Consider the following 17957-nt stretch of genomic DNA (forward strand, 5'->3'; position numbering starts at 1 on the left):
CGCCACGTCGACTCACCCCGTCGTAGGGGGTCACGACGGCACCCGAGGGTGATGCCTCCGCCCACACCGCGTCCCTAGTCTCCTGGAACACCGCTTCCGAGGAGGACTCATGGCCATCGTCCAGGCACCGCCCGCCGCCGTCGTCACGACAGGACCGCGCACATCCCGCGACACGGGCATCGACTTCCTGCGGGCGCTCTGCGTGCTCGGCGTCGTGCTGCTGCACGCGATCATGGTGGGTGTCACTGTCGGCGATTCCGGTCCGATCTTCGAGAACGCCAGCGACGGCACCGCGTGGATCGCTCCGCTGAGCTGGCTTCTGCAGGTGATGCCGCTGTTCTTCGTGATCGGTGGATTCTCCGGGTTCCTCGCCTATCAGCGGATGCGGATGCGCGGGGAGACGGCGGTCGGATTCGTCGCCGGCCGCGTACACCGGCTGCTGCGGCCTGCAACAGTGACGATCGCGGTCGTGGGTATCGCGCTGGCTCTGCTCACGATCTCCGGTGTTCCGGCCGACCTCATCGCGACAGCAGGCTTCCGTTATGGCCAGCCCCTCTGGTTCCTCGGGGTCTTCCTCCTCTGCCAGGCGCTTCTCCCCCTCTTCGCCGCCGCCCACCAGCGTGCCCCGCTGCGGACGATCAGCGCTCTGGCGGTTGCAGCGATCGCGGTCGATGTCGTGCGAGGCGTCTCCGGCATCCAGGGCTTGGGCTTCCTGAACCTCCTCTTCGTCTGGATGACCCTCCAGCAGCTCGGCTTCTTCCTCGCCGACGGACGCATCGAGCGCCTCAGCCGACGCCTCCGAGCCGCTGCAGGCCTCGCCGCCCTGATCCTGCTCATCGTGGCCTTCGCCGTCGGTGTCTACTCGCCTGATCTCATCGCGAACATCAATCCGCCCACGGCCGCCCTCCTCCTCGTGGGGGTCGTGCACACGAGTCTGCTGTCCCTGCACCGCGCGCGTCTGGAGCGGTTCAGCCGGCGCTCGCGCGCTGCCGCCTTCACCGCCTTCGTGACGGCGCGGACGATGACGATCTATCTGTGGCACATGCCCGTGCTGCTGTTCATGGCGGGGTCGACGGCCGTGTTCGCGCTCCTCTCCGGCACCACGCTCCCGGAGTTGGACAGCGCGGCGTGGTGGGCGGGAAGACCGCTGTGGCTCGCGGTCGCGCTCGCTCTCACAGCCGTCGTCGCCGTCGCGTTCACACGGTTCGAATCACAGCCCGCACCCGCCTCGCCCGCTTCTCCCGGCCGCATCATCTGCAGTGCACTCAGCGGCCTGGTCGGAATCGTCCTGCTGCTGGTGCTCGGCACATCCGTCGCCACCGCGCTGATCGCACTCGCGCTGATCGCGGCCTCCCTGCGTCTGGCGTCGCTCCCGGCGCCGCGGTCGGCACGGCAGCGACAGGCTCCCGGCCCGGCCGCACCCGTTCCCGCCTGAGTCAGCCGAGGCCCCTGGCCGCCAGCGCGTCTCCGACATCATCCGCGTGCCTGAGCGCGAGCACGAGCAGCGGCACCACCGTGCGGATGCCGAGTCGCGCGTCGCGGGCCAGCTCCGCCTCCCGCACGCGCGCGGCGAATCCTGCGATCACCGGGACGGTCGTGAGAGTGAGGGAGATCGTCAGTGCCACCTCCTCCGGATCGACGCCGAGCCGTCGCACCGGTCGCAGCAGGTTCTGCAGGACATCGAGCAGTGCCGACATCCGGGTGGTCAGAGTGAGCAGACCTGCCAGGAGGAGCACAGCGACCACTCGCCCGGTGCTGATCCACGCGGCCTGGGGCGAGACGAAGATCAGGAGGGCCGCGGCGAGCACGATCACGATCCAACGCAGGCGCCACATCTCGGCGAGGAGCACACGGAACCCAAGCCCGCTCACGACGTAGAGGCCCGCGACCACGAGGAGCGCGACGGCGATGCTCACCGCGTCGTGCGGATACAGCGACAGGACGAGGGCCCCGACGGCCAGTAGCCCGAGCTTGAGCGCGGCCGGCGCCCGGTGCACGATCCCCGTTCCGGGGTGATACAGCGCGATCATGCACACGCCTGCTGATACGCAGCGATCACCTGCGACGGCGGACCCGAGGCCACGATCCGTCCGTCGTCGAAGAGCAGAGCTGTGTCGCAGCGCGAAGCCAGTTCGAGGTCGTGTGTCACGAGCACGACCTGTGCCGGAAGCCCGAGCAGCAGTTCGGCGATGCGACGGGAGTTGCGCAGATCCAACAGGGTCGTCGGCTCATCGGCGACGACGATGCGTGGATCGGAGATCAGCACCGACGCCAGAGCGAGCATCTGCTTCTGCCCACCGGACAGCGCGGATGCCGCGACGTCGGCGTGCTCCGCCAACCCGTGCACCTCGAGCGCTTCCTGCACGCGTTCGGCCACTTCGGTCTTCGAGAGTCCGCGCAGCGACAACGCAAGGTCTTCGGCGGGCGTCGGCATGAGTATCTGCGCGTCCGGATTGGTGAACACGAACCCCACGAGCCTGCGCACCGCGGCGCGCTCGCGAACGGTGTCGAGCCCGTGGACCGACACCGTGCCGTCTCGAGGAACGATGAGGCCGTTCAGCAGTCGTGCGAATGTCGACTTGCCCGAGCCGTTGGCCCCGATCACGGCGGTCGTCCCCGCGGTCAGGTCGACGCTGACCTCGCGCAGCACGGTGCGACCATCGAGTTCCACCGACACCCGGTCGAGCGAGATCGGAGCGAAGCCGACCGGCACGGAACTCGTCACGACTGTTTCCTCTCGGCATCATCTGAACAGTGCTCACCTGAACAGTGTTCACCTGAACGTCGTTCACTATAATCGGAGCATGAGTCCCGAGCCCAATCAGGCCGCCAGGCACGACCGCGACAGCGTGGCACGCAAGGCACTCGCCCTGCTCGATGAGGTCGGGCTCGCCGACCTCTCGATGCGACGTATCGCCGCGGGACTCGACGTGCAGCCGAGCGCGCTCTACTGGCACTTCGCGAACAAGCAGGAGCTGCTCGCCGAGCTCGCCGACCGGATCACCGCGTCGATCCCTCGCGGCGGAACCGACATCATCGATACGGCGCGCGGCATCCGCGATGCCCTGTTCGCCTATCGCGACGGGGCAGAACTCGTCCTCAGCACCTACGCGCTGCAGCTCGGCTCCTCCACCGCGCAGAACGCTCTGGTCGACGCGCTGCGCGCGCAGGGTGCATCGGACGCCGACGATCGGGGCGCCGCGATCCTGCACTTCGTCCTGGGACACGCAACCCTCGTGCAGCAGCGCATGCACGCCGACAGCCACGGTGCCCTCCCGGCGGACGCGGACGTCGATGTCACCGCCGGACTCGACCGCGTCTTCGACCTCGGGGTCGGCGCTCTCGCAGGAGCGCTCAGGTCGCCGGAGACTCCGCCGCGTGCCCGAGCCTGAGCCCGGGCACCACAGCCACGACCACGAGGGCGATGCAGAACGCGAAGACCGCGCTGAACGCCCCGGCCTCGCCACCGAGCGTCGCCACTCCGAGACCCGCGAGGGCGATGGCAACGGCCGATCCGGACGCATCCGAGATCGACAGCGCTGACGAGTTGAACCCCTGGTTGGTCTCGTTGGAGTATGCGAGCGTCAGCACCGTGAGGCGCGGGTAGAGCAATCCCATGCCTCCGCCCGCGAACGCCCACCCGACGACCACCACGACGGGCGAGACGTCGAACACCGCGGCGAGGAGCACGCACACCAGCGCGATCAGCAGCGCACTCAGGCTGATCGCGGTGATGCGGTGGTTGCCCAGACGCTCTCCGAACCGGCCCTGCAGGGCTGAAGCCCCCGCCCACGCCAGCGCCGCCAGCATCAGCGCGATACCGGCCCAAGTCGCAGAGAAGTCGAACTTCCTCATGAGCAGGTACGGGATGTAGGCCTCGGCGGCGAAGAACGCCCCCGCGACGATGCCGCGCATCAGCACGACGCTCGGCAGCCCCGGTCCGGCTCGAAGCGTGCGCGGCGGCAACAGCGGCAGCACAGCGAAGCCGATCGCCAGCACGGCTCCGATCGCGACGGGCCACCCGATCGACGGCTCCATCTCGGCCGAGAAGCCGACCACGACCGCGAGCACCGCGACGACCACCGCGAGCAGCAGCCGGACGACCAGAGCCCTGCGATCCTGCGGCTCCCCCTGCCCGAGGTCGACTCCACGGAGGCGGACCGCGATCATGAGGAAGGCCGAAGCCGTGAGCACCGCCACGCCGAGGAAGGCCCAGCGCCAGTCAAGGTACTCGGCGACGGCTCCCGCCAGGAAGGGCCCGACCATCGACGGCACGACCCAGGCTGCGGCGAAGGCGGCGAAGATGCGCCCGTGCAGGTGGGGTGGATACAGCCGCGCGACCACGACATACAGCGCGACCGTCTGTCCGCCCGTCCCGAGCCCCTGCACCAGCCGGCCGATCAGGAACTGGTGCATCGTGACGGCGAAGCCCGAGATCAGCAGACCGATGATGAAGAGCGACACCGCGACGTACAGAGCACCGCGAGGACCCCGGGCGTCCGACCACGCCCCGGTCGCGACCATGCCGATCACACTCGTGGCCAGCGTCCCGGCGAAGGCGACGGCGAACAGAGCCTCCCCATCGAGAGCCTCGCTGACGATGGGCATCACGGTCGTGACGGCGAGAGCCTCGATCGCCGCGAGGAAGATCAGAGCGACCGCTCCGAGGGTCACCCAGATGCGGTGGCGATCCCAGATCGTCGCGGCGTCGGCCTGGGCGGTCATCGGCCGACGAGCGACGCGATGCGCTCGATGGCCTCGGTGAGGATCTCCGGACTGGTGCCGAAGTTCAACCGCACGTGGCCCGCGCCCTCTGCCCCGAAGGCGGGTCCGAAGTGCAGGGCGACCTTGGCATCCTTCAGGATCCGTCTGGCCGGGTTGTCGCCCCACTCCAATGCCGTGAGGTCGATCCACGCCAGGTAGCCGGCATCAGGGATGCGGTACCGCGCTCCGGGGAGGTGGGCCGCGAGCAGGTCCTCGAGCAGCACCCGGTTCTCATCGAGAGTGCGCAGCAACCCGTCGAGCCACTCGTCGCTCTCCTCCGAGAACGCGGCGACAGCGGCCAGCAGCCCGAACTGCCCGGTGCGCCATTCGACCTCGACGGGAAGTCCGCGCACCACGGCGCTCGTCTCGTCATCCGCGGTGACCATGAGGGCGCACTTGAGTCCGGCGAGATTGAACGCCTTGCTCGCACTCACGAGTGCGTACCCCACCCGCTGCGCCGCATCGCTCACGGCGAGGAACGGCGTGAATCCGGTGCCCGGCTGCGCGAGCGGGGCGTGGATCTCGTCCGACACCACCGCGACGCCGAACTCATCGGCGAGTTCCGCGAGGGCGGCGAGGCTGTCGCGGTCGTGCACCGTCCCTGTGGGGTTGTGCGGGTTGCAGAGCAGGATGGCCGTCGCACCGTCTTCGAAAGCAGCGCGGATCCCGTCGAGATCCAGCTCCCACCGGGTTCCGGTATCGCGGAGAGGAACCCGTTCCACCTCTGCACCGGCTTCTGCGACCAGATCGTAGAAGGGCGGATAGACCGGCGGCGTCACGACCACGCGCTCCCCCGGCTGCGTGACACGGCGCAGGATCTCGACGATCCCCATGCTCACATCCGCCGTGCTGCGGATCCGCGCCGGATCGGGCTCCCAACCGTAGCGTCGCGACGCGAATCCCGCGAAGGCCACGGCGAGAGGGGTCTTCGACGCCATGTAGCCGGTGTCGCCGATCTCCACCGCGCGCTGCAGCGTCGCCGTGATGGCGGGAGCGAGCGGGAAGTCCGTCTCGGCGACGAACAGCGGAAGCACATCCGGCGGGTACTCCCGCCACTTCTCACTCGTCCGCTCGCGGAGCTCGGTCAAGGACAGGGCTCTCACCTGAAGCATTCGTTCTCCCGAATCTCGCTCCGCATCGGTGCGGAGTCAGCGAAGCGGGCGCGTGATCGCGCCCGCTTCGTCCTGCCTGAGTTCTTGCCGTCAGATCGCGAATCCGAGAGCACGCATCATGTCGCGCCCGTCGTCGGTGATCCGCTCCGGACCCCACGGTGGCATCCAGACCCAGTTGATCCGGAAGCGGTCGACCACGCTGTCCAGCGCCTGGGCGGTCTGGTCCTCGAGCACGTCGGTGAGCGGGCAGCCCGCGCTGGTCAGCGTCATGTGGATGACGAGAGCATCGTTCTCGTCATCCCAGGCGAGGTCGTAGATGAGGCCGAGGTCGACGACGTTGATCCCGAGCTCGGGGTCCATGACGTCCTTGAGAGCCTCGGTGACCGCGTCGTACTTCTCGTCCGTCAGGGTCGCTGTCATGCGATCAGCCTACGCCTCGATGGGGGCTGCAGGGTCGAGGAAACGGTCGTATCCCTCGTTCTCCAGCCGGTCCGCGAGTTCGGGGCCACCCTCTTCGACGATCTTGCCCGCGACGACCACGTGCACGTAGTCGGGGCGGATGTAACGGAGGATGCGCGTGTAGTGCGTGATGAGCAGCACGCCGAGGCCCGTGGCCTCCTTGGCGCGGTTCACGCCCTCGGAGACGATCTTGAGCGCATCGACATCGAGACCGGAGTCGGTCTCGTCGAGCACGGCGAACTTCGGCTTCAGCACCTCGAGCTGCAGGATCTCGTGGCGCTTCTTCTCACCACCGGAGAAACCCTCGTTGACGTTGCGCTGCGCGAACTTCGGGTCCATGCGCAGGTTCGACATGGCCTCCTTGACGTCCTTGGTCCAGCCACGGATCGCCGGCGCCTCGCCGTCGAGGGCGGTCTTGGCCGTGCGGAGGAAGTTCGTCACCGTCACACCGGGGATCTCGACCGGGTACTGCATCGCGAGGAAGAGTCCGGCACGGGCGCGCTCGTCGACGCTCATCTCCAGCACGTCCTGACCATCGAACGTGATGGAACCCGACGTCACCGTGTACTTGGGGTGACCGGCGATCGTGTACGCCAGCGTCGACTTGCCCGAGCCGTTGGGGCCCATGATCGCGTGGGTCTCACCCGTGTTCATGGTGAGGTTGATTCCGTTGAGGATCGGGGTGGTTCCCGCCTCGGTCTCGACCGTCACATGCAGGTCGCGGATCTCGAGAACAGACATTCTTCAGACTTCCTTAATCACAGTCGGATCGATGAGCACGTCGTCGCCGTCGATCTGGACGACGTAGACCGGTACCGGCTCATACGCGGGGAGATTCTGGGGCTTGCCGGTGAGGAGCGAGAACGCGGAGCCGTGCGCCCAGCACTCGACGGTGTCCCCTTCCACGAAGCCCTCGGACAGCGAGATGTCGCCGTGGGTGCAGGTGTCGCCGATGGCGTGGATCACTCCATCGCCGTCCTTGATCACCGTGATAGGTACGCCGCTCGGGTCCACGCGCAGCGGCGTGTCCTGTTCCAGGTCGGAGACGCCGCAGACGCGCTCGGCGGTCATGCGCTCACCTCGGCGAGCTCCGCCTCGATGGCCGCCAGCAACTCGGTCTCGAGGGCGGGGATGCCGAGGCGCTGCACGATGTCGGTGAGGAATCCGAGCACGACCAGGCGTCGCGCCTCCTCCTCGGTGATACCGCGCGCCTGCAGGTAGAACAGCTGCTCGTCGTCGAAGCGTCCGGTGGCGCTCGCGTGTCCGGCACCCAGGATGTCGCCGGTCTCGATCTCGAGGTTCGGGATCGAGTCGGCTCGTGCACCCTCGGTCAGCACCAGGTTGCGGTTCGCCTCGTAGGAGTCGGTGCCGGTGGCGTCCGCGCCGATCAGCACGTCGCCGATCCAGACGCTGTGCGCGCCCTCGCCCTGGAGCGCACCCTTGTAGAGGACATCGCCCTTCGTGTGCGCACCCTTGTGGTGCAGGTAGACCTGGCTCTCCAGGTGCTGACCGCCGTCGGCGTAGGACAGGCCATAGAGGTACCCCTCCGACCCGGCGCCCGTGAGCTCGACGCTCGGGTTCACGCGCACGACGCCGCCGCCGAAGCTGATGACGAAGTGCTTCAGGGTGGCGTCTGCCCCGACCGTGGCCTGGTGCGCGGAGGCGTGCACCGCGTCGTCATCCCAGCGCTGCAGGCTGATGACCGTGAGGCTCGCACCGTCGCGGACGATGATCTCGACGTTCTGCGCGTACTGCGCGGAACCCGAGTGGTCGAGCACGATGGTCCCCCGCGAGTGCGGCTGCGCCTCGATGAGGATCTGTCCGAACGCACGCTTGTCGGCACTCGTGCCCTTGATCGGGACGGTGATCGGCTCGTCGAGCTCTGCCTCAGCCGGAAGCTGGATGTGCAGGCCGCGCGGTCCGCGCTTCCACGCCAGAGCGCTGGGGAGGTCCTCGGGGCGGAAGAACTCCCCGTACGGGCCCTCCTCCGACGGCTCGAGGAACGCCTCGACCGCGTCGAGATCGTAGGTCACGGCATCGTCGTCACCGGGCTCGTCGGCGAAGAGCCCGCCGAGCTTCGCGACCGGCGTGTGCTTCCAGTTGACCTCGCGCCCGGTCGGGGCTCCGAAGTCGTCCGGGTCGAACGAGTGCGGACGCTCGGAGCGGGTCTGCACCGGGACGAATCCGGCGTCCGCCACCTGAGCGGCGGGATCGATGTGCGCGTTCGTGTGCTGCGCCTCACTGGGCGCTGTCGTCGAGGCCGCCATTTAGCCGACCGATCCTTCCATGCCCATCTCGATGAGCTTGTTCAGTTCCATGGCGTATTCCATCGGCAGCTCGCGCGCGATCGGCTCGATGAAGCCGCGCACGATCATCGCCATCGCCTCGTCCTCGGGCATGCCGCGGGACTGCAGGTAGAAGAGCTGCTCCTCGCTGACCTTCGAGACCGTGGCCTCGTGACCCAGCTGGACGTCGTCGACGCGGATGTCGATCGCCGGGTACGTGTCGGAGCGCGACTTGGTGTCCACGAGCAGCGCGTCGCACCGGACCGTGTTCGCGGAGTGGTGGGCAGCGGCGTCGACACGGACCTCGCCGCGGTAGCCGGCACGGCCACCGCCACGGGCGATCGACTTCGAGACGATCGACGACTGCGTGTACGGCGCCATGTGGATCATCTTCGCGCCGGCGTCCTGGTGCTGACCGGGACCGGCGAAAGCGACGGACAGGGTCTCGCCCTTGGCGTGCTCGCCCATCAGGTAGATCGACGGGTACTTCATCGTCACCTTGGAGCCGATGTTGCCGTCGACCCACTCCATGGTCGCGCCCTCGTAGGCCACGGCCCGCTTGGTGACCAGGTTGTAGACGTTGTTCGACCAGTTCTGGATCGTCGTGTAGCGCACGCGGGCGTTCTTCTTGACGATGATCTCGACGACGGCCGAGTGCAGGGAGTCCGACTTGTAGATCGGAGCCGTGCAGCCTTCGATGTAGTGGACGTAGCTGTCCTCGTCGGCGATGATCAGGGTCCGCTCGAACTGGCCCATGTTCTCGGTGTTGATGCGGAAGTAGGCCTGCAGCGGGATCTCGACGTGCACGCCCTTGGGGACGTAGACGAACGAGCCGCCCGACCAGACGGCGGTGTTCAGCGCGGCGAACTTGTTGTCACCGGCGGGGATGACCGTGCCGAAGTACTCCTCGAAGAACTCGGGGTGCTCGCGCAGCGCGGTGTCGGTGTCCATGAAGATGACGCCCTGCTGCTCCAGGTCCTCACGGATCTGGTGGTACACGACCTCGGACTCGTACTGCGCGGCGACGCCGGCGACCAGGCGCTGACGCTCGGCCTCGGGGATGCCGAGACGCTCGTAGGTCTCGCGGATCTCCTCCGGGAGGTCTTCCCAGCTCTGCGCCTGCTTCTCGGTGGAGCGGACGAAGTACTTGATGTTGTCGAAGTCGATGTCGCTGAGGTCGGCGCCCCACGTCGGCATCGGCTTGCGCCCGAAGAGCTGGTAGCCCTTGAGACGGGTCTTCAGCATCCATTCCGGCTCGTTCTTGAGGGCCGAGATACCGCGGACCACTTCCTCCGAGATACCGCGTTTCGCGACGGCACCCGCAGCATCCTCATCGTGCCAGCCGAATTCGTACACCCCCAGACCGTCAAGCTCCGGGCGGTCGATCAGCACATCCGACATCCAACACTCTCCTCACAGGTCCCAAACGGTGTCATCCGCCCCGACACACCTGATCCCCGTCGAGTCTGCGGGAGCGGGTGCCGTTGGTGGGCCCTCATCACCGGCGCTTCCATCGCGCCTAAACTGTTGACGATGCTTCAGCGCTGTCAGCGCTCATCGCAACAATCCGATTCTACAGGTTCCGCCTGACGGACGGGCCATGCCCGCCGCGTCCCGTGCGGTCCGGAGGACTTATGCCCGAGACGTTGATCCCCGCCACCTCGACGACGCGAGGGACCGTCCCTCGCTCCGCGTCCTGGGGGCGTGCGTTGACCGTCTTCGCGTGGTTGTCGTTCCTCAGCGAGACGATCATCATCGGCACAGGTGGGGCCGTGCGCCTCACGGGCTCGGGCCTCGGCTGCTCGGACTGGCCGCTGTGCACCCCGGACTCGCTGGTCCCGATCCTCGAGGTGCAGGGCATCCACGGCATCATCGAGTTCGGCAACCGCCTCATGACCGGGGTGGTCGGCATCATCGCCCTCGTCGTGGTGCTGCTGGTGCTGCACCTGTTCACCGGGAGGCGCGGTCTCGTCACCTCGCTCTGGTTCGCGTTGGGCGGGATCGTCGCAGCCGTCGCCGCGTTCGCCATCGCCGCTCCCCTGCATTTCCCGGCCTCGCCGATCGCCCTCGGCGTGCTGCTGATCGCCGTCATCGCGGCGGCCGTCCGTTCCGTGCGCACGACTCCCGCCAGACGGGACCTCGTCCTCCTCGCATGGCTCGTGCTGATCGGAGTGGTGGCGCAGGCCCTCGTCGGCGGCATCACGGTCCTCACCGGACTCAACCCGTTCATCGTCGGGTTCCACTACACCTCGTCGCTGCTCCTCGTCTGCATCACCGCGGCCTTCCTGGTGCGCCTCAGGACGCCCGAGGGACCCAGGGAGCGCGCCGTGCCCACGTGGTTCGCGGCGGTGACGCACGTGACGGGCCTCGCACTGGCCGTCACGATCGTCTTCGGGGTGCTCACGACGGGATCGGGACCGCACTCCGGAGACGCCGACGTGCTGCGCCACGGCTTCGACGCGACCGTCCTCGCCCATGTGCACTCCTGGCCCGGCTACATCCTCGCCGCCCTGGTCGTCTTCCTGACGGTCGCCGCCTGGGTGCAGCGTCTGGAACCCCGCCGCTGGCTGCTCGTGCTCGTGTTCGCGATCCTCGTGCAGGTCGGTGTCGGGGTGTGGCAGGCCCGGGAGGGGCTCCCCCCGCTGCTCGTCGGGATCCACATGGTGCTGGCATCCCTCTCGGCCGCCACCTACACGGTGGTCGTGCTGCATCTGAAGCGCACTGTCGCCGTCGAGGACTGATCGCCACACAGTTCACTCATAGCTTCCACATCGCGGGCTCATCACCGTATCCGCAAGAGTGGGCGTCATGAACAAGTCACTCACACGAAGCATCGGCTTCTGGCTGCTGCTGATCGTCTCCCTCGCCACGACAGCCGTCGGTGCCTGGCTGATCTCCGGTCAGATCGCCACGATGACGACCACGCTGCTCGATGGCACCGCCACCGGCGTCGAGGTCTACGTCGGCCAGTCTCTCGTCGTCGTGGGTGCCGGGGTGCTCGCCGCCGGAATCGTCGGCATCCTGCTCACGCTCGGTCTCGTCGCCGCCCGCGCACTCGTTCCGGCGCCCGCCACCGCGGTCGTCGAAGCGATCGATTGGACCGCCGCTCCCGAGCAGACGCACGCGCCTGTCGCGGACTCGGACGCTCCCCTCGCCACGACGGCGAGCGACACCTCCCCCGCCGTCGTCACCGCGACGGACGCCACAGCTGACTCCGACGATGCGGCGGCCGCGGTCACGCACGACGGGGCACGCGCGGACGACGCCGACGAATCGCCGTCGATCACCCGCTGACCCGCTTCAGCTCAGGCTGATCGCCGGTACAACACGACGGAGCGGCGCCGAGGAAATCCTCGGCGCCGCTCCGTCGTCTTGCGGTTCCGGTCAGAACGGAAGCAGCGGGTCGACCGCGACCGCCACGAAGATCAGCGTCAGATACGTGATGGAGGCGTGGAACACGCGCATCGGACGCGGCTCGGTCCCGTGCACGGCACGGTTGTAGAGGCGGTGCGACTCATAGATGAACCATCCGCCGAACACCGCAGCGGAGACCGTGTACACGAGCCCCATTCCCGCGATCGGCACCAGGAGGAGCGAGCAGGCGACCGTGGCCCACGCGTAGAGGATCACCTGCAGACCGACCTGGGAGGCGTTGCGCGTGACACCGAGCATGGGCACGTCGACGTCTTCGTAGTCGTCCTTGTACTTCATCGACAGCGGCCAGTAGTGCGGCGGCGTCCAGAGGAAGACCAGGAGGAAGAGGATGAAGGCCGGCCAGTCGAGCGAACCCGTGACGGCGGACCAGCCGATCAGCACCGGGAAGCAGCCCGCGATGCCACCCCAGATGATGTTCTGCTCTGTGCGGCGCTTGAGGATCATCGTGTAGATCACGACGTAGAAGAAGATGGCGGTCGCCGACAGCGCAGCGGTGAGCCAGTTAGTCGTGAGCAGGAGCCACACCGTGGAAGCGATCGCCAGCGTCCAGGAGAAGATCAGCGCGCCGCGGGGACTGACCTCGCCCGTGACGAGCGGACGGTTCTCGGTGCGGTGCATGTGCGCATCGATGTCGCGATCGAGGTACATGTTGAAGGATGCGGCGGAACCAGCGCTCAGCGAGCCGCCGATGACGGTGGCCAGCACGAGCCACAGGTTCGGCATGCCTCCTTGGGCCAGGAACATCACCGGCACGGTCGACACGAGCAGAAGCTCGAGGACACGCGGCTTGGTCAGGGTGACGTAGGCCTTCACCGTGCGACCGATGGACGACTTCCTCACGGTCTGATCAGACATCGTCGAGATCTCGATCGCCTCCTCCGCACGTGTGACCGGACAACCTCTCCAGTGTATGACACGGGATGACGTGTTCCGGCTCGCGGGCCCGCGTAGCGCGAGGCACGTCACCGCTATGCTGAAACCACTCGCGCGCCCGGCGATGTGCACCTCACCGTGATGATGCGGGACTGCCAGGGAATACGGGCGCCCTCGAAACTGTCGGAAAGGGCATGAACGTGTCGGAATTGCAGTGGGATGAGATCGATCGACGCGCGGTGGACACCGCACGAATCCTGGCGGCCGATGCCGTCGAGAAGGTCGGTAACGGTCACCCCGGCACGGCGATGAGCCTCGCTCCGGCCGCCTATCTCCTCTACCAGCGTGTGCTGCGCCATGACCCGACCGACGTCGACTGGCTCGGACGCGACCGGTTCATCCTCTCCGCCGGTCACTCGTCGCTCACCCAATACGTCGAGCTGTACCTCGGCGGCTTCGGTCTCGAGCTCGACGACCTCAAGGCCCTCCGTACCTGGGGCTCCCTCACCCCCGGCCACCCCGAGTACGGCCACACCAAGGGCGTCGAGATCACCACCGGTCCTCTCGGGCAGGGTCTGGCCTCCGCCGTGGGCTTCGCCTACGCCGCCCGGTACGAGCGCGGCCTCTTCGACCCCGAGGCAGCGGAGGGAACGAGCCCGTTCGACCACTTCGTGTACGTGATCGCCGGCGACGGCGACCTGCAGGAGGGCGTGACCAGCGAGGCCTCCTCGCTCGCGGGACACCAGCAGCTCGGCAACCTGATCGCGATCTACGACTCCAACCAGATCTCCATCGAAGACGACACGAACGTCGCTTTCACCGAGGACGTCGCCGCGCGCTACGAGGCCTACGGCTGGCAGGTACAGGTCGTCGACTGGAAGAAGTCCGGCGAGTACGTCGAGGACGTCGCCGAGCTCTACGCGGCGATCGAGGCTGCGAAGGGCGAGACGTCGAAGCCCTCGCTGATCATCCTCAAGACGATCATCGGCTGGCCGTCGCCCGGCAAGCAGAACTCCGGGAAGATCCACGGATCCGCCCTCGGTGCGGATGAGCTCGCCGCGACCAAGAAGGTCCTCGGCTTCGATCCCGAGGAGCACTTCGCGGTCGCGGACGACGTGATCGAGCACACTCGCGGACTCGCCGCCCGTGCGGCCGAGGTGCGTGCGTCCTGGCAGGAGTCCTTCGACGCATGGGCTGCAGCGAACCCGGAGAAGAAGGCTCTTCTCGACCGTCTCGAGGCACACGAGCTCCCCGCCGACATCACCAGCGCGCTCCCCGTGTTCGAGGCAGGCAAGGAGGTCTCGACCCGCGCCGCGTCCGGTCAGGTCATCAACGCCCTCGCCGCAGAGCTCCCCGAGCTGTGGGGCGGTTCGGCGGACCTCGCCGAGTCGAACCTCACCACGATCAAGGACGCCCCGTCGTTCATCCCGGCCGAGTGGTCGACGCACGAGTGGTCGGGCAACCCCTACGGTCGTGTGCTGCACTTCGGCATCCGCGAGCACGCCATGGGCGCCATCGTCAACGGCATCGTGCTGCACGGCCCCACTCGCGCGTTCGGCGGAACCTTCCTCATCTTCAGCGACTACATGCGTCCGCCCGTTCGTCTGGCAGCGCTCATGAACGTGCCCAGCATCTTCGTCTGGACCCACGACTCGGTCGCACTCGGTGAGGACGGCCCCACCCACCAGCCGATCGAGCAGCTCGCCACTCTTCGTGCGATCCCGAACTTCACGGTCGTGCGCCCGGCTGACGCGAACGAGACCGCTGCGACCTGGTTGGAGATCCTCCGTCGTCACGAGGGCCCGGCCGGTATCGCGCTGACCCGACAGAACATCCCGGTGTTCGAGCGCGGCGACGGCGCGGCCTCCGGCGACACGTTCGCCTCCGCGGACAACGCTGCCAAGGGCGCCTACGTCCTGGCAGAGGCTCCGAACGGCACCCCCGACGTCATCATCGTCGCCACGGGCTCCGAGGTGCAGTTGGCGGTCAACGCCCGCGAGGCCCTCGCCGCCGAAGGCGTGAACGTGCGCGTGGTGTCCGCTCCGTCGCTGGAGTGGTTCGACGAGCAGGACGCCGAGTACCGCGAGAGCGTGCTCCCGGCAGCCATCACCGCCCGCGTGTCCGTCGAGGCGGGCTCCGTGCTCAGCTGGCGCGGCATCGTGGGCGACCGCGGCCGCTCGGTCGGCATCGACCACTTCGGCGCCTCCGCCGACTACAAGACCCTCTTCGAGAAGTTCGGCATCACCACCGAGGCCGTCATCGCGGCCGCCCGCGAGACCATCGCGGCAAACAGCACCAAGGAGAACGCATGAGCACCCCCACCGCACAGCTCGCCGCCGCCGGCGTCAGCATCTGGCTCGATGACCTCTCCCGCACCCGCATCTCCTCGGGCAACCTCGCCGAGCTGATCTCTTCGCGCAACGTCGTCGGGGTCACCACGAACCCGACGATCTTCGCCAACGCGATCACCGACAAGAACGACACGTCCTACGACGCGCAGGTCACCGAGCTCGCAGCCTCCGGTGCGACCGCCGAGGAGGCGGTCTTCGCCGCCACCACGCAGGATGTCGCCGCAGCACTCGACGTGTTCCGCCCCGTCTGGGAGGCCTCCGACCACGTCGACGGCCGTGTCTCGATCGAGGTCTCCCCCGACCTCGCTCACGACACCGCCGGTACCGTTGCGCAGGCGAAGGAGCTGTGGGCCAAGATCGACCGCCCCAACCTCCTCGTCAAGATCCCCGCGACGAAGGCGGGGCTCCCGGCCATCGCCGAGGCGATCGGCGCCGGCATCAGTGTCAACGTCACGCTGATCTTCAGCCTCGAGCGCTACGCCGAGGTCATCGAGGCGTACCTGACCGGCCTCGAGACCGCGAAGGCTGCGGGCATCGACCTGTCGACGATCCACTCGGTCGCGTCGTTCTTCGTGTCGCGCGTCGACACCGAGACCGACAAGCGCCTCACCGCGATCGGCACTCCCGAGGCGGAAGCCCTCAAGAGCAAGGCCGGTCTCGCCAACGCCCGCCTCGCCTATGAGCTGTTCGAGAAGACGTTCGCCGGCGACCGCGCCACGGCGCTGATCGAGGCGGGGGCGAACCTGCAGCGACCGCTGTGGGCGTCGACCGGGGTCAAGGACCCGGCACTTCCCGACACCCTCTACGTCACCGAGCTCGTCGCCCAGGGTGTCGTCAACACCATGCCCGAGAAGACGCTCGATGCCACCTTCGACCACGGTGTCATCACCGGTGACACCATCACCGGCGGCTACGAGGACGCACGCGCCGTCTTCGCGGGAATCAGCGAACTCGGCATCGACTTCACCGATGTGACCCAGGTGCTCGAGGACGAGGGGGTCGCGAAGTTCATCGATTCCTGGCACGACCTGCTCACGCAGGTCACCGAGGCACTGGAGTCGCAGCGATGACCTTCTCGATCCACACGTCGGGTGCCGCGCGCGCCGCGATCGACGAGACGGTCCCCGCCCTCGTCCACGACCTCGTCGCCTCCCGCATCACCAGTGGCGACGCAACCCTCTGGGGCCCCGCGGCGGAAGCCGAGGCCTCCGTCCGACTCGGCTGGGTGGAGGCCGTATCGGTCTCGCGTCCGCTCGTCGCCGAGATCGTCGCTCTGCGCGCCGATCTCAACGCCAAGGGTGTCACCCGGGTCGTGCTGGCAGGCATGGGCGGTTCCTCGCTCGCGCCCGAGGTGATCGCGCAGACGGCGGGCGTGCCGCTGACGATCCTGGACTCGACCGCTCCCGGCCAGGTGCTCGCCGCCCTCGACGAAGGGCTCGCGGACACGGTGCTGGTCGTGTCGTCGAAGTCGGGCTCGACCGTCGAGACCGACTCCCAGCGCCGCACCTTCGAAGCCGCGTTCCGCGATCTCGGCATCGACCCCGTCGAGCGCATCGTGGTCGTCACCGATCCCGGTTCGCCGCTCGACGCGTCCGCCCGCGAGGCAGGATACCGCGTCTTCAACGCGGATCCGAACGTCGGCGGACGCTACTCGGCTCTCACCGCTTTCGGCCTGGTGCCCTCCGGGCTCGCCGGTGTCGACATCGACGAGCTGCTCAACGAAGCGGAGGCCTCGCTGCTCGAGGTCGCCGTCGACTCGGCCGAGAACCCCGCCCTTCGCCTGGGCGCGGCGATCGCGGCCACCACCCCGCGACGCGACAAGCTCGGACTGATCACCGACGGCACGCACATCAAGGGCCTGCCCGACTGGATCGAGCAGCTCATCGCGGAGTCGACCGGCAAGGAGGGCACCGGGATCCTCCCCGTGGTCCTGCTCCCCGTCTCCCCCGAGCTCGACCCCGTGCCGGCCGACCTGCAGATCGTGCGGCTGGTCGACGACGCCAACGAGTTCCATCTCCACGAGCGTCATGAGGGCGAGATCCTCGTCAGCGGGACACTGGGCGCCCAGCTCATCGTCTGGGAGTACGCGACCGCGATCGCCGGACACCTGCTGCACATCAACCCGTTCGATCAGCCCGACGTGGAGTCGGCCAAGGTCGCCGCCCGAGGTCTGCTCGATGCACGCCCCGAGCCCACGGCGCCGGCGTTCGTCGAGAACGGCGTGGAGGTCCGGGTCTCCGACCCCGCCCTCGCCGCGTCTGGCACGGTCGAAGGCGTGCTGGACGCGCTCTGGGCCCAGCTCCCCGCCGACGGCTACGTGTCCATCCAGGCCTACGTCAACCGTCTCGAGGTCCCGCAGCTCCAGGGCCTGCGTGAACTCGTCGCCGCAGACTCCGGACGCCCGACCACGTTCGGGTGGGGACCCCGCTTCCTGCACTCGACAGGGCAGTATCACAAGGGCGGCCCCGCCCAGGGCGTCTTCGTGCAGATCCTGGAGCGCACCGAGGTCGACCTGGAGATCCCGGACCGCCCCTTCACCTTCGGGCAGCTCATCCAAGCGCAGGCCGCGGGTGACGCAGCCGTGCTCGCCGAGCACGGACGTCCCGTCGTCACGCTGACGATCACCGAGTCCTCGGACGACGTGCTCGCCCTCTTCGAAGCCGCACAGAAGTAACAGC

General features: G+C 68.0%; 17 protein-coding genes. 7 read left to right on the forward strand and 10 right to left on the reverse strand.

Annotation, left to right across the window (positions count from 1 at the left end; genetic code table 11):
* Nucleotides 1-109: 109 nt before the first annotated feature.
* The gene (locus RN51_RS15080; protein ID WP_052674746.1) at nt 110-1435 is read left to right on the forward strand and encodes an acyltransferase family protein; all 1326 of its coding nucleotides are present in this window, start codon (nt 110-112) and stop codon (nt 1433-1435) included.
* Nucleotide 1436: 1 nt separating this feature from the next.
* Here the strand turns inward: RN51_RS15080 and RN51_RS15085 are convergent, their stop codons facing one another.
* Together RN51_RS15085 and RN51_RS15090 are read right to left on the reverse strand one after the other, a co-directional pair.
* Nucleotides 1437-2030, reverse strand: coding sequence for a CbiQ family ECF transporter T component (locus RN51_RS15085; protein WP_045264859.1), 594 nt, complete (start codon nt 2028-2030; stop codon nt 1437-1439).
* Nucleotides 2027-2725, reverse strand: coding sequence for an energy-coupling factor ABC transporter ATP-binding protein (locus tag RN51_RS15090; RefSeq protein ID WP_082066614.1), 699 nt, complete (start codon nt 2723-2725; stop codon nt 2027-2029). The genes RN51_RS15085 and RN51_RS15090 overlap by 4 nt, the downstream gene beginning before the upstream one ends.
* Before the next feature lie 79 nt (nt 2726-2804).
* Here RN51_RS15090 and RN51_RS15095 point away from each other — a divergent pair, with 79 nt between their 5' ends.
* Nucleotides 2805-3392, forward strand: coding sequence for a TetR family transcriptional regulator (locus RN51_RS15095; RefSeq protein ID WP_045264860.1), 588 nt, complete (start codon nt 2805-2807; stop codon nt 3390-3392).
* Here RN51_RS15095 and RN51_RS15100 read toward each other — a convergent pair.
* From RN51_RS15100 to sufB, 7 genes are all read right to left on the reverse strand, one after another.
* Nucleotides 3355-4725, reverse strand: coding sequence for an MFS transporter (locus tag RN51_RS15100; protein WP_045264861.1), 1371 nt, complete (start codon nt 4723-4725; stop codon nt 3355-3357). The genes RN51_RS15095 and RN51_RS15100 overlap by 38 nt on opposite strands.
* The gene (locus tag RN51_RS15105; RefSeq protein WP_045264862.1) at nt 4722-5876 is read right to left on the reverse strand and encodes a MalY/PatB family protein; all 1155 of its coding nucleotides are present in this window, start codon (nt 5874-5876) and stop codon (nt 4722-4724) included. Before RN51_RS15105 ends, RN51_RS15100 begins: the two co-directional genes overlap by 4 nt.
* Nucleotides 5877-5966: 90 nt before the next feature.
* Nucleotides 5967-6296: a metal-sulfur cluster assembly factor gene (locus RN51_RS15110; protein ID WP_021200756.1), complete on the reverse strand. Its 330-nt coding sequence runs from the start codon at nt 6294-6296 to the stop codon at nt 5967-5969.
* Nucleotides 6297-6305: 9 nt separating this feature from the next.
* Nucleotides 6306-7076, reverse strand: a complete 771-nt coding sequence (gene sufC, locus RN51_RS15115) for a Fe-S cluster assembly ATPase SufC (RefSeq protein WP_045264863.1) — start codon at nt 7074-7076, stop codon at nt 6306-6308.
* A 3-nt stretch (nt 7077-7079) separates the two neighbouring features.
* Nucleotides 7080-7406 (reverse strand): non-heme iron oxygenase ferredoxin subunit, encoded by a 327-nt coding sequence (locus RN51_RS15120; protein WP_045264864.1) that lies wholly within the window; start codon nt 7404-7406, stop codon nt 7080-7082.
* Nucleotides 7403-8602, reverse strand: a complete 1200-nt coding sequence (gene sufD / locus RN51_RS15125) for a Fe-S cluster assembly protein SufD (RefSeq protein WP_045264865.1) — start codon at nt 8600-8602, stop codon at nt 7403-7405. The genes RN51_RS15120 and sufD overlap by 4 nt, the downstream gene beginning before the upstream one ends.
* Nucleotides 8603-10021, reverse strand: coding sequence for a Fe-S cluster assembly protein SufB (sufB, locus tag RN51_RS15130; RefSeq protein ID WP_045264866.1), 1419 nt, complete (start codon nt 10019-10021; stop codon nt 8603-8605).
* Nucleotides 10022-10254: 233 nt separating this feature from the next.
* On the opposite strand from sufB, the gene RN51_RS15135 reads away from it, so the two are divergent.
* Both RN51_RS15135 and RN51_RS15140 read left to right on the forward strand, forming a co-directional pair.
* Entirely contained in the window at nt 10255-11361 is a 1107-nt protein-coding gene (locus RN51_RS15135) for a COX15/CtaA family protein (RefSeq protein WP_045264867.1), read from the forward strand.
* 67 nt (nt 11362-11428) lie between these two features.
* Complete coding sequence (locus tag RN51_RS15140; protein WP_045264868.1) at nt 11429-11914, forward strand: hypothetical protein; 486 nt, start codon at nt 11429-11431, stop codon at nt 11912-11914.
* Nucleotides 11915-12004: 90 nt separating this feature from the next.
* Here the strand turns inward: RN51_RS15140 and RN51_RS15145 are convergent, their stop codons facing one another.
* Nucleotides 12005-12925 carry a heme o synthase gene (locus tag RN51_RS15145; protein WP_419865801.1) on the reverse strand — a complete coding sequence of 307 codons (921 nt, stop codon included), beginning with the start codon at nt 12923-12925 and terminating at the stop codon, nt 12005-12007.
* Nucleotides 12926-13128: 203 nt separating this feature from the next.
* On the opposite strand from RN51_RS15145, the gene tkt reads away from it, so the two are divergent.
* The 3 genes from tkt to RN51_RS15160 are packed head-to-tail and all read left to right on the forward strand — an operon-like array spanning nt 13129 to nt 17953.
* Nucleotides 13129-15240 (forward strand): transketolase, encoded by a 2112-nt coding sequence (gene tkt / locus RN51_RS15150; RefSeq protein WP_045264932.1) that lies wholly within the window; start codon nt 13129-13131, stop codon nt 15238-15240.
* The gene (tal, locus tag RN51_RS15155; RefSeq protein ID WP_045264870.1) at nt 15237-16349 is read left to right on the forward strand and encodes a transaldolase; all 1113 of its coding nucleotides are present in this window, start codon (nt 15237-15239) and stop codon (nt 16347-16349) included. The genes tkt and tal overlap by 4 nt, the downstream gene beginning before the upstream one ends.
* Nucleotides 16346-17953, forward strand: coding sequence for a glucose-6-phosphate isomerase (locus RN51_RS15160; protein WP_045264871.1), 1608 nt, complete (start codon nt 16346-16348; stop codon nt 17951-17953). Before tal ends, RN51_RS15160 begins: the two co-directional genes overlap by 4 nt.
* The last annotated feature ends 4 nt before the right edge of the window (nt 17954-17957 follow it).

This window comes from Microbacterium oxydans (assembly GCF_000956405.1).
Classification (GTDB): Bacteria; Actinomycetota; Actinomycetes; order Actinomycetales; family Microbacteriaceae; genus Microbacterium; species Microbacterium oxydans_C.

Coding starts and splice junctions, on each gene's coding strand:
- RN51_RS15080 (WP_052674746.1), top strand. CDS start 110: ATGGCCATCGTCCAGGCACCGCCCGCCGCCGTCGTCACGACAGGACCG.
- RN51_RS15085 (WP_045264859.1), bottom strand. CDS start 2,030: ATGATCGCGCTGTATCACCCCGGAACGGGGATCGTGCACCGGGCGCCG.
- RN51_RS15095 (WP_045264860.1), top strand. CDS start 2,805: ATGAGTCCCGAGCCCAATCAGGCCGCCAGGCACGACCGCGACAGCGTG.
- RN51_RS15100 (WP_045264861.1), bottom strand. CDS start 4,725: ATGACCGCCCAGGCCGACGCCGCGACGATCTGGGATCGCCACCGCATC.
- RN51_RS15105 (WP_045264862.1), bottom strand. CDS start 5,876: ATGCTTCAGGTGAGAGCCCTGTCCTTGACCGAGCTCCGCGAGCGGACG.
- RN51_RS15110 (WP_021200756.1), bottom strand. CDS start 6,296: ATGACAGCGACCCTGACGGACGAGAAGTACGACGCGGTCACCGAGGCT.
- sufC (WP_045264863.1), bottom strand. CDS start 7,076: ATGTCTGTTCTCGAGATCCGCGACCTGCATGTGACGGTCGAGACCGAG.
- RN51_RS15120 (WP_045264864.1), bottom strand. CDS start 7,406: ATGACCGCCGAGCGCGTCTGCGGCGTCTCCGACCTGGAACAGGACACG.
- sufD (WP_045264865.1), bottom strand. CDS start 8,602: ATGGCGGCCTCGACGACAGCGCCCAGTGAGGCGCAGCACACGAACGCG.
- sufB (WP_045264866.1), bottom strand. CDS start 10,021: ATGTCGGATGTGCTGATCGACCGCCCGGAGCTTGACGGTCTGGGGGTG.
- RN51_RS15135 (WP_045264867.1), top strand. CDS start 10,255: ATGCCCGAGACGTTGATCCCCGCCACCTCGACGACGCGAGGGACCGTC.
- RN51_RS15140 (WP_045264868.1), top strand. CDS start 11,429: ATGAACAAGTCACTCACACGAAGCATCGGCTTCTGGCTGCTGCTGATC.
- tal (WP_045264870.1), top strand. CDS start 15,237: ATGAGCACCCCCACCGCACAGCTCGCCGCCGCCGGCGTCAGCATCTGG.
- RN51_RS15160 (WP_045264871.1), top strand. CDS start 16,346: ATGACCTTCTCGATCCACACGTCGGGTGCCGCGCGCGCCGCGATCGAC.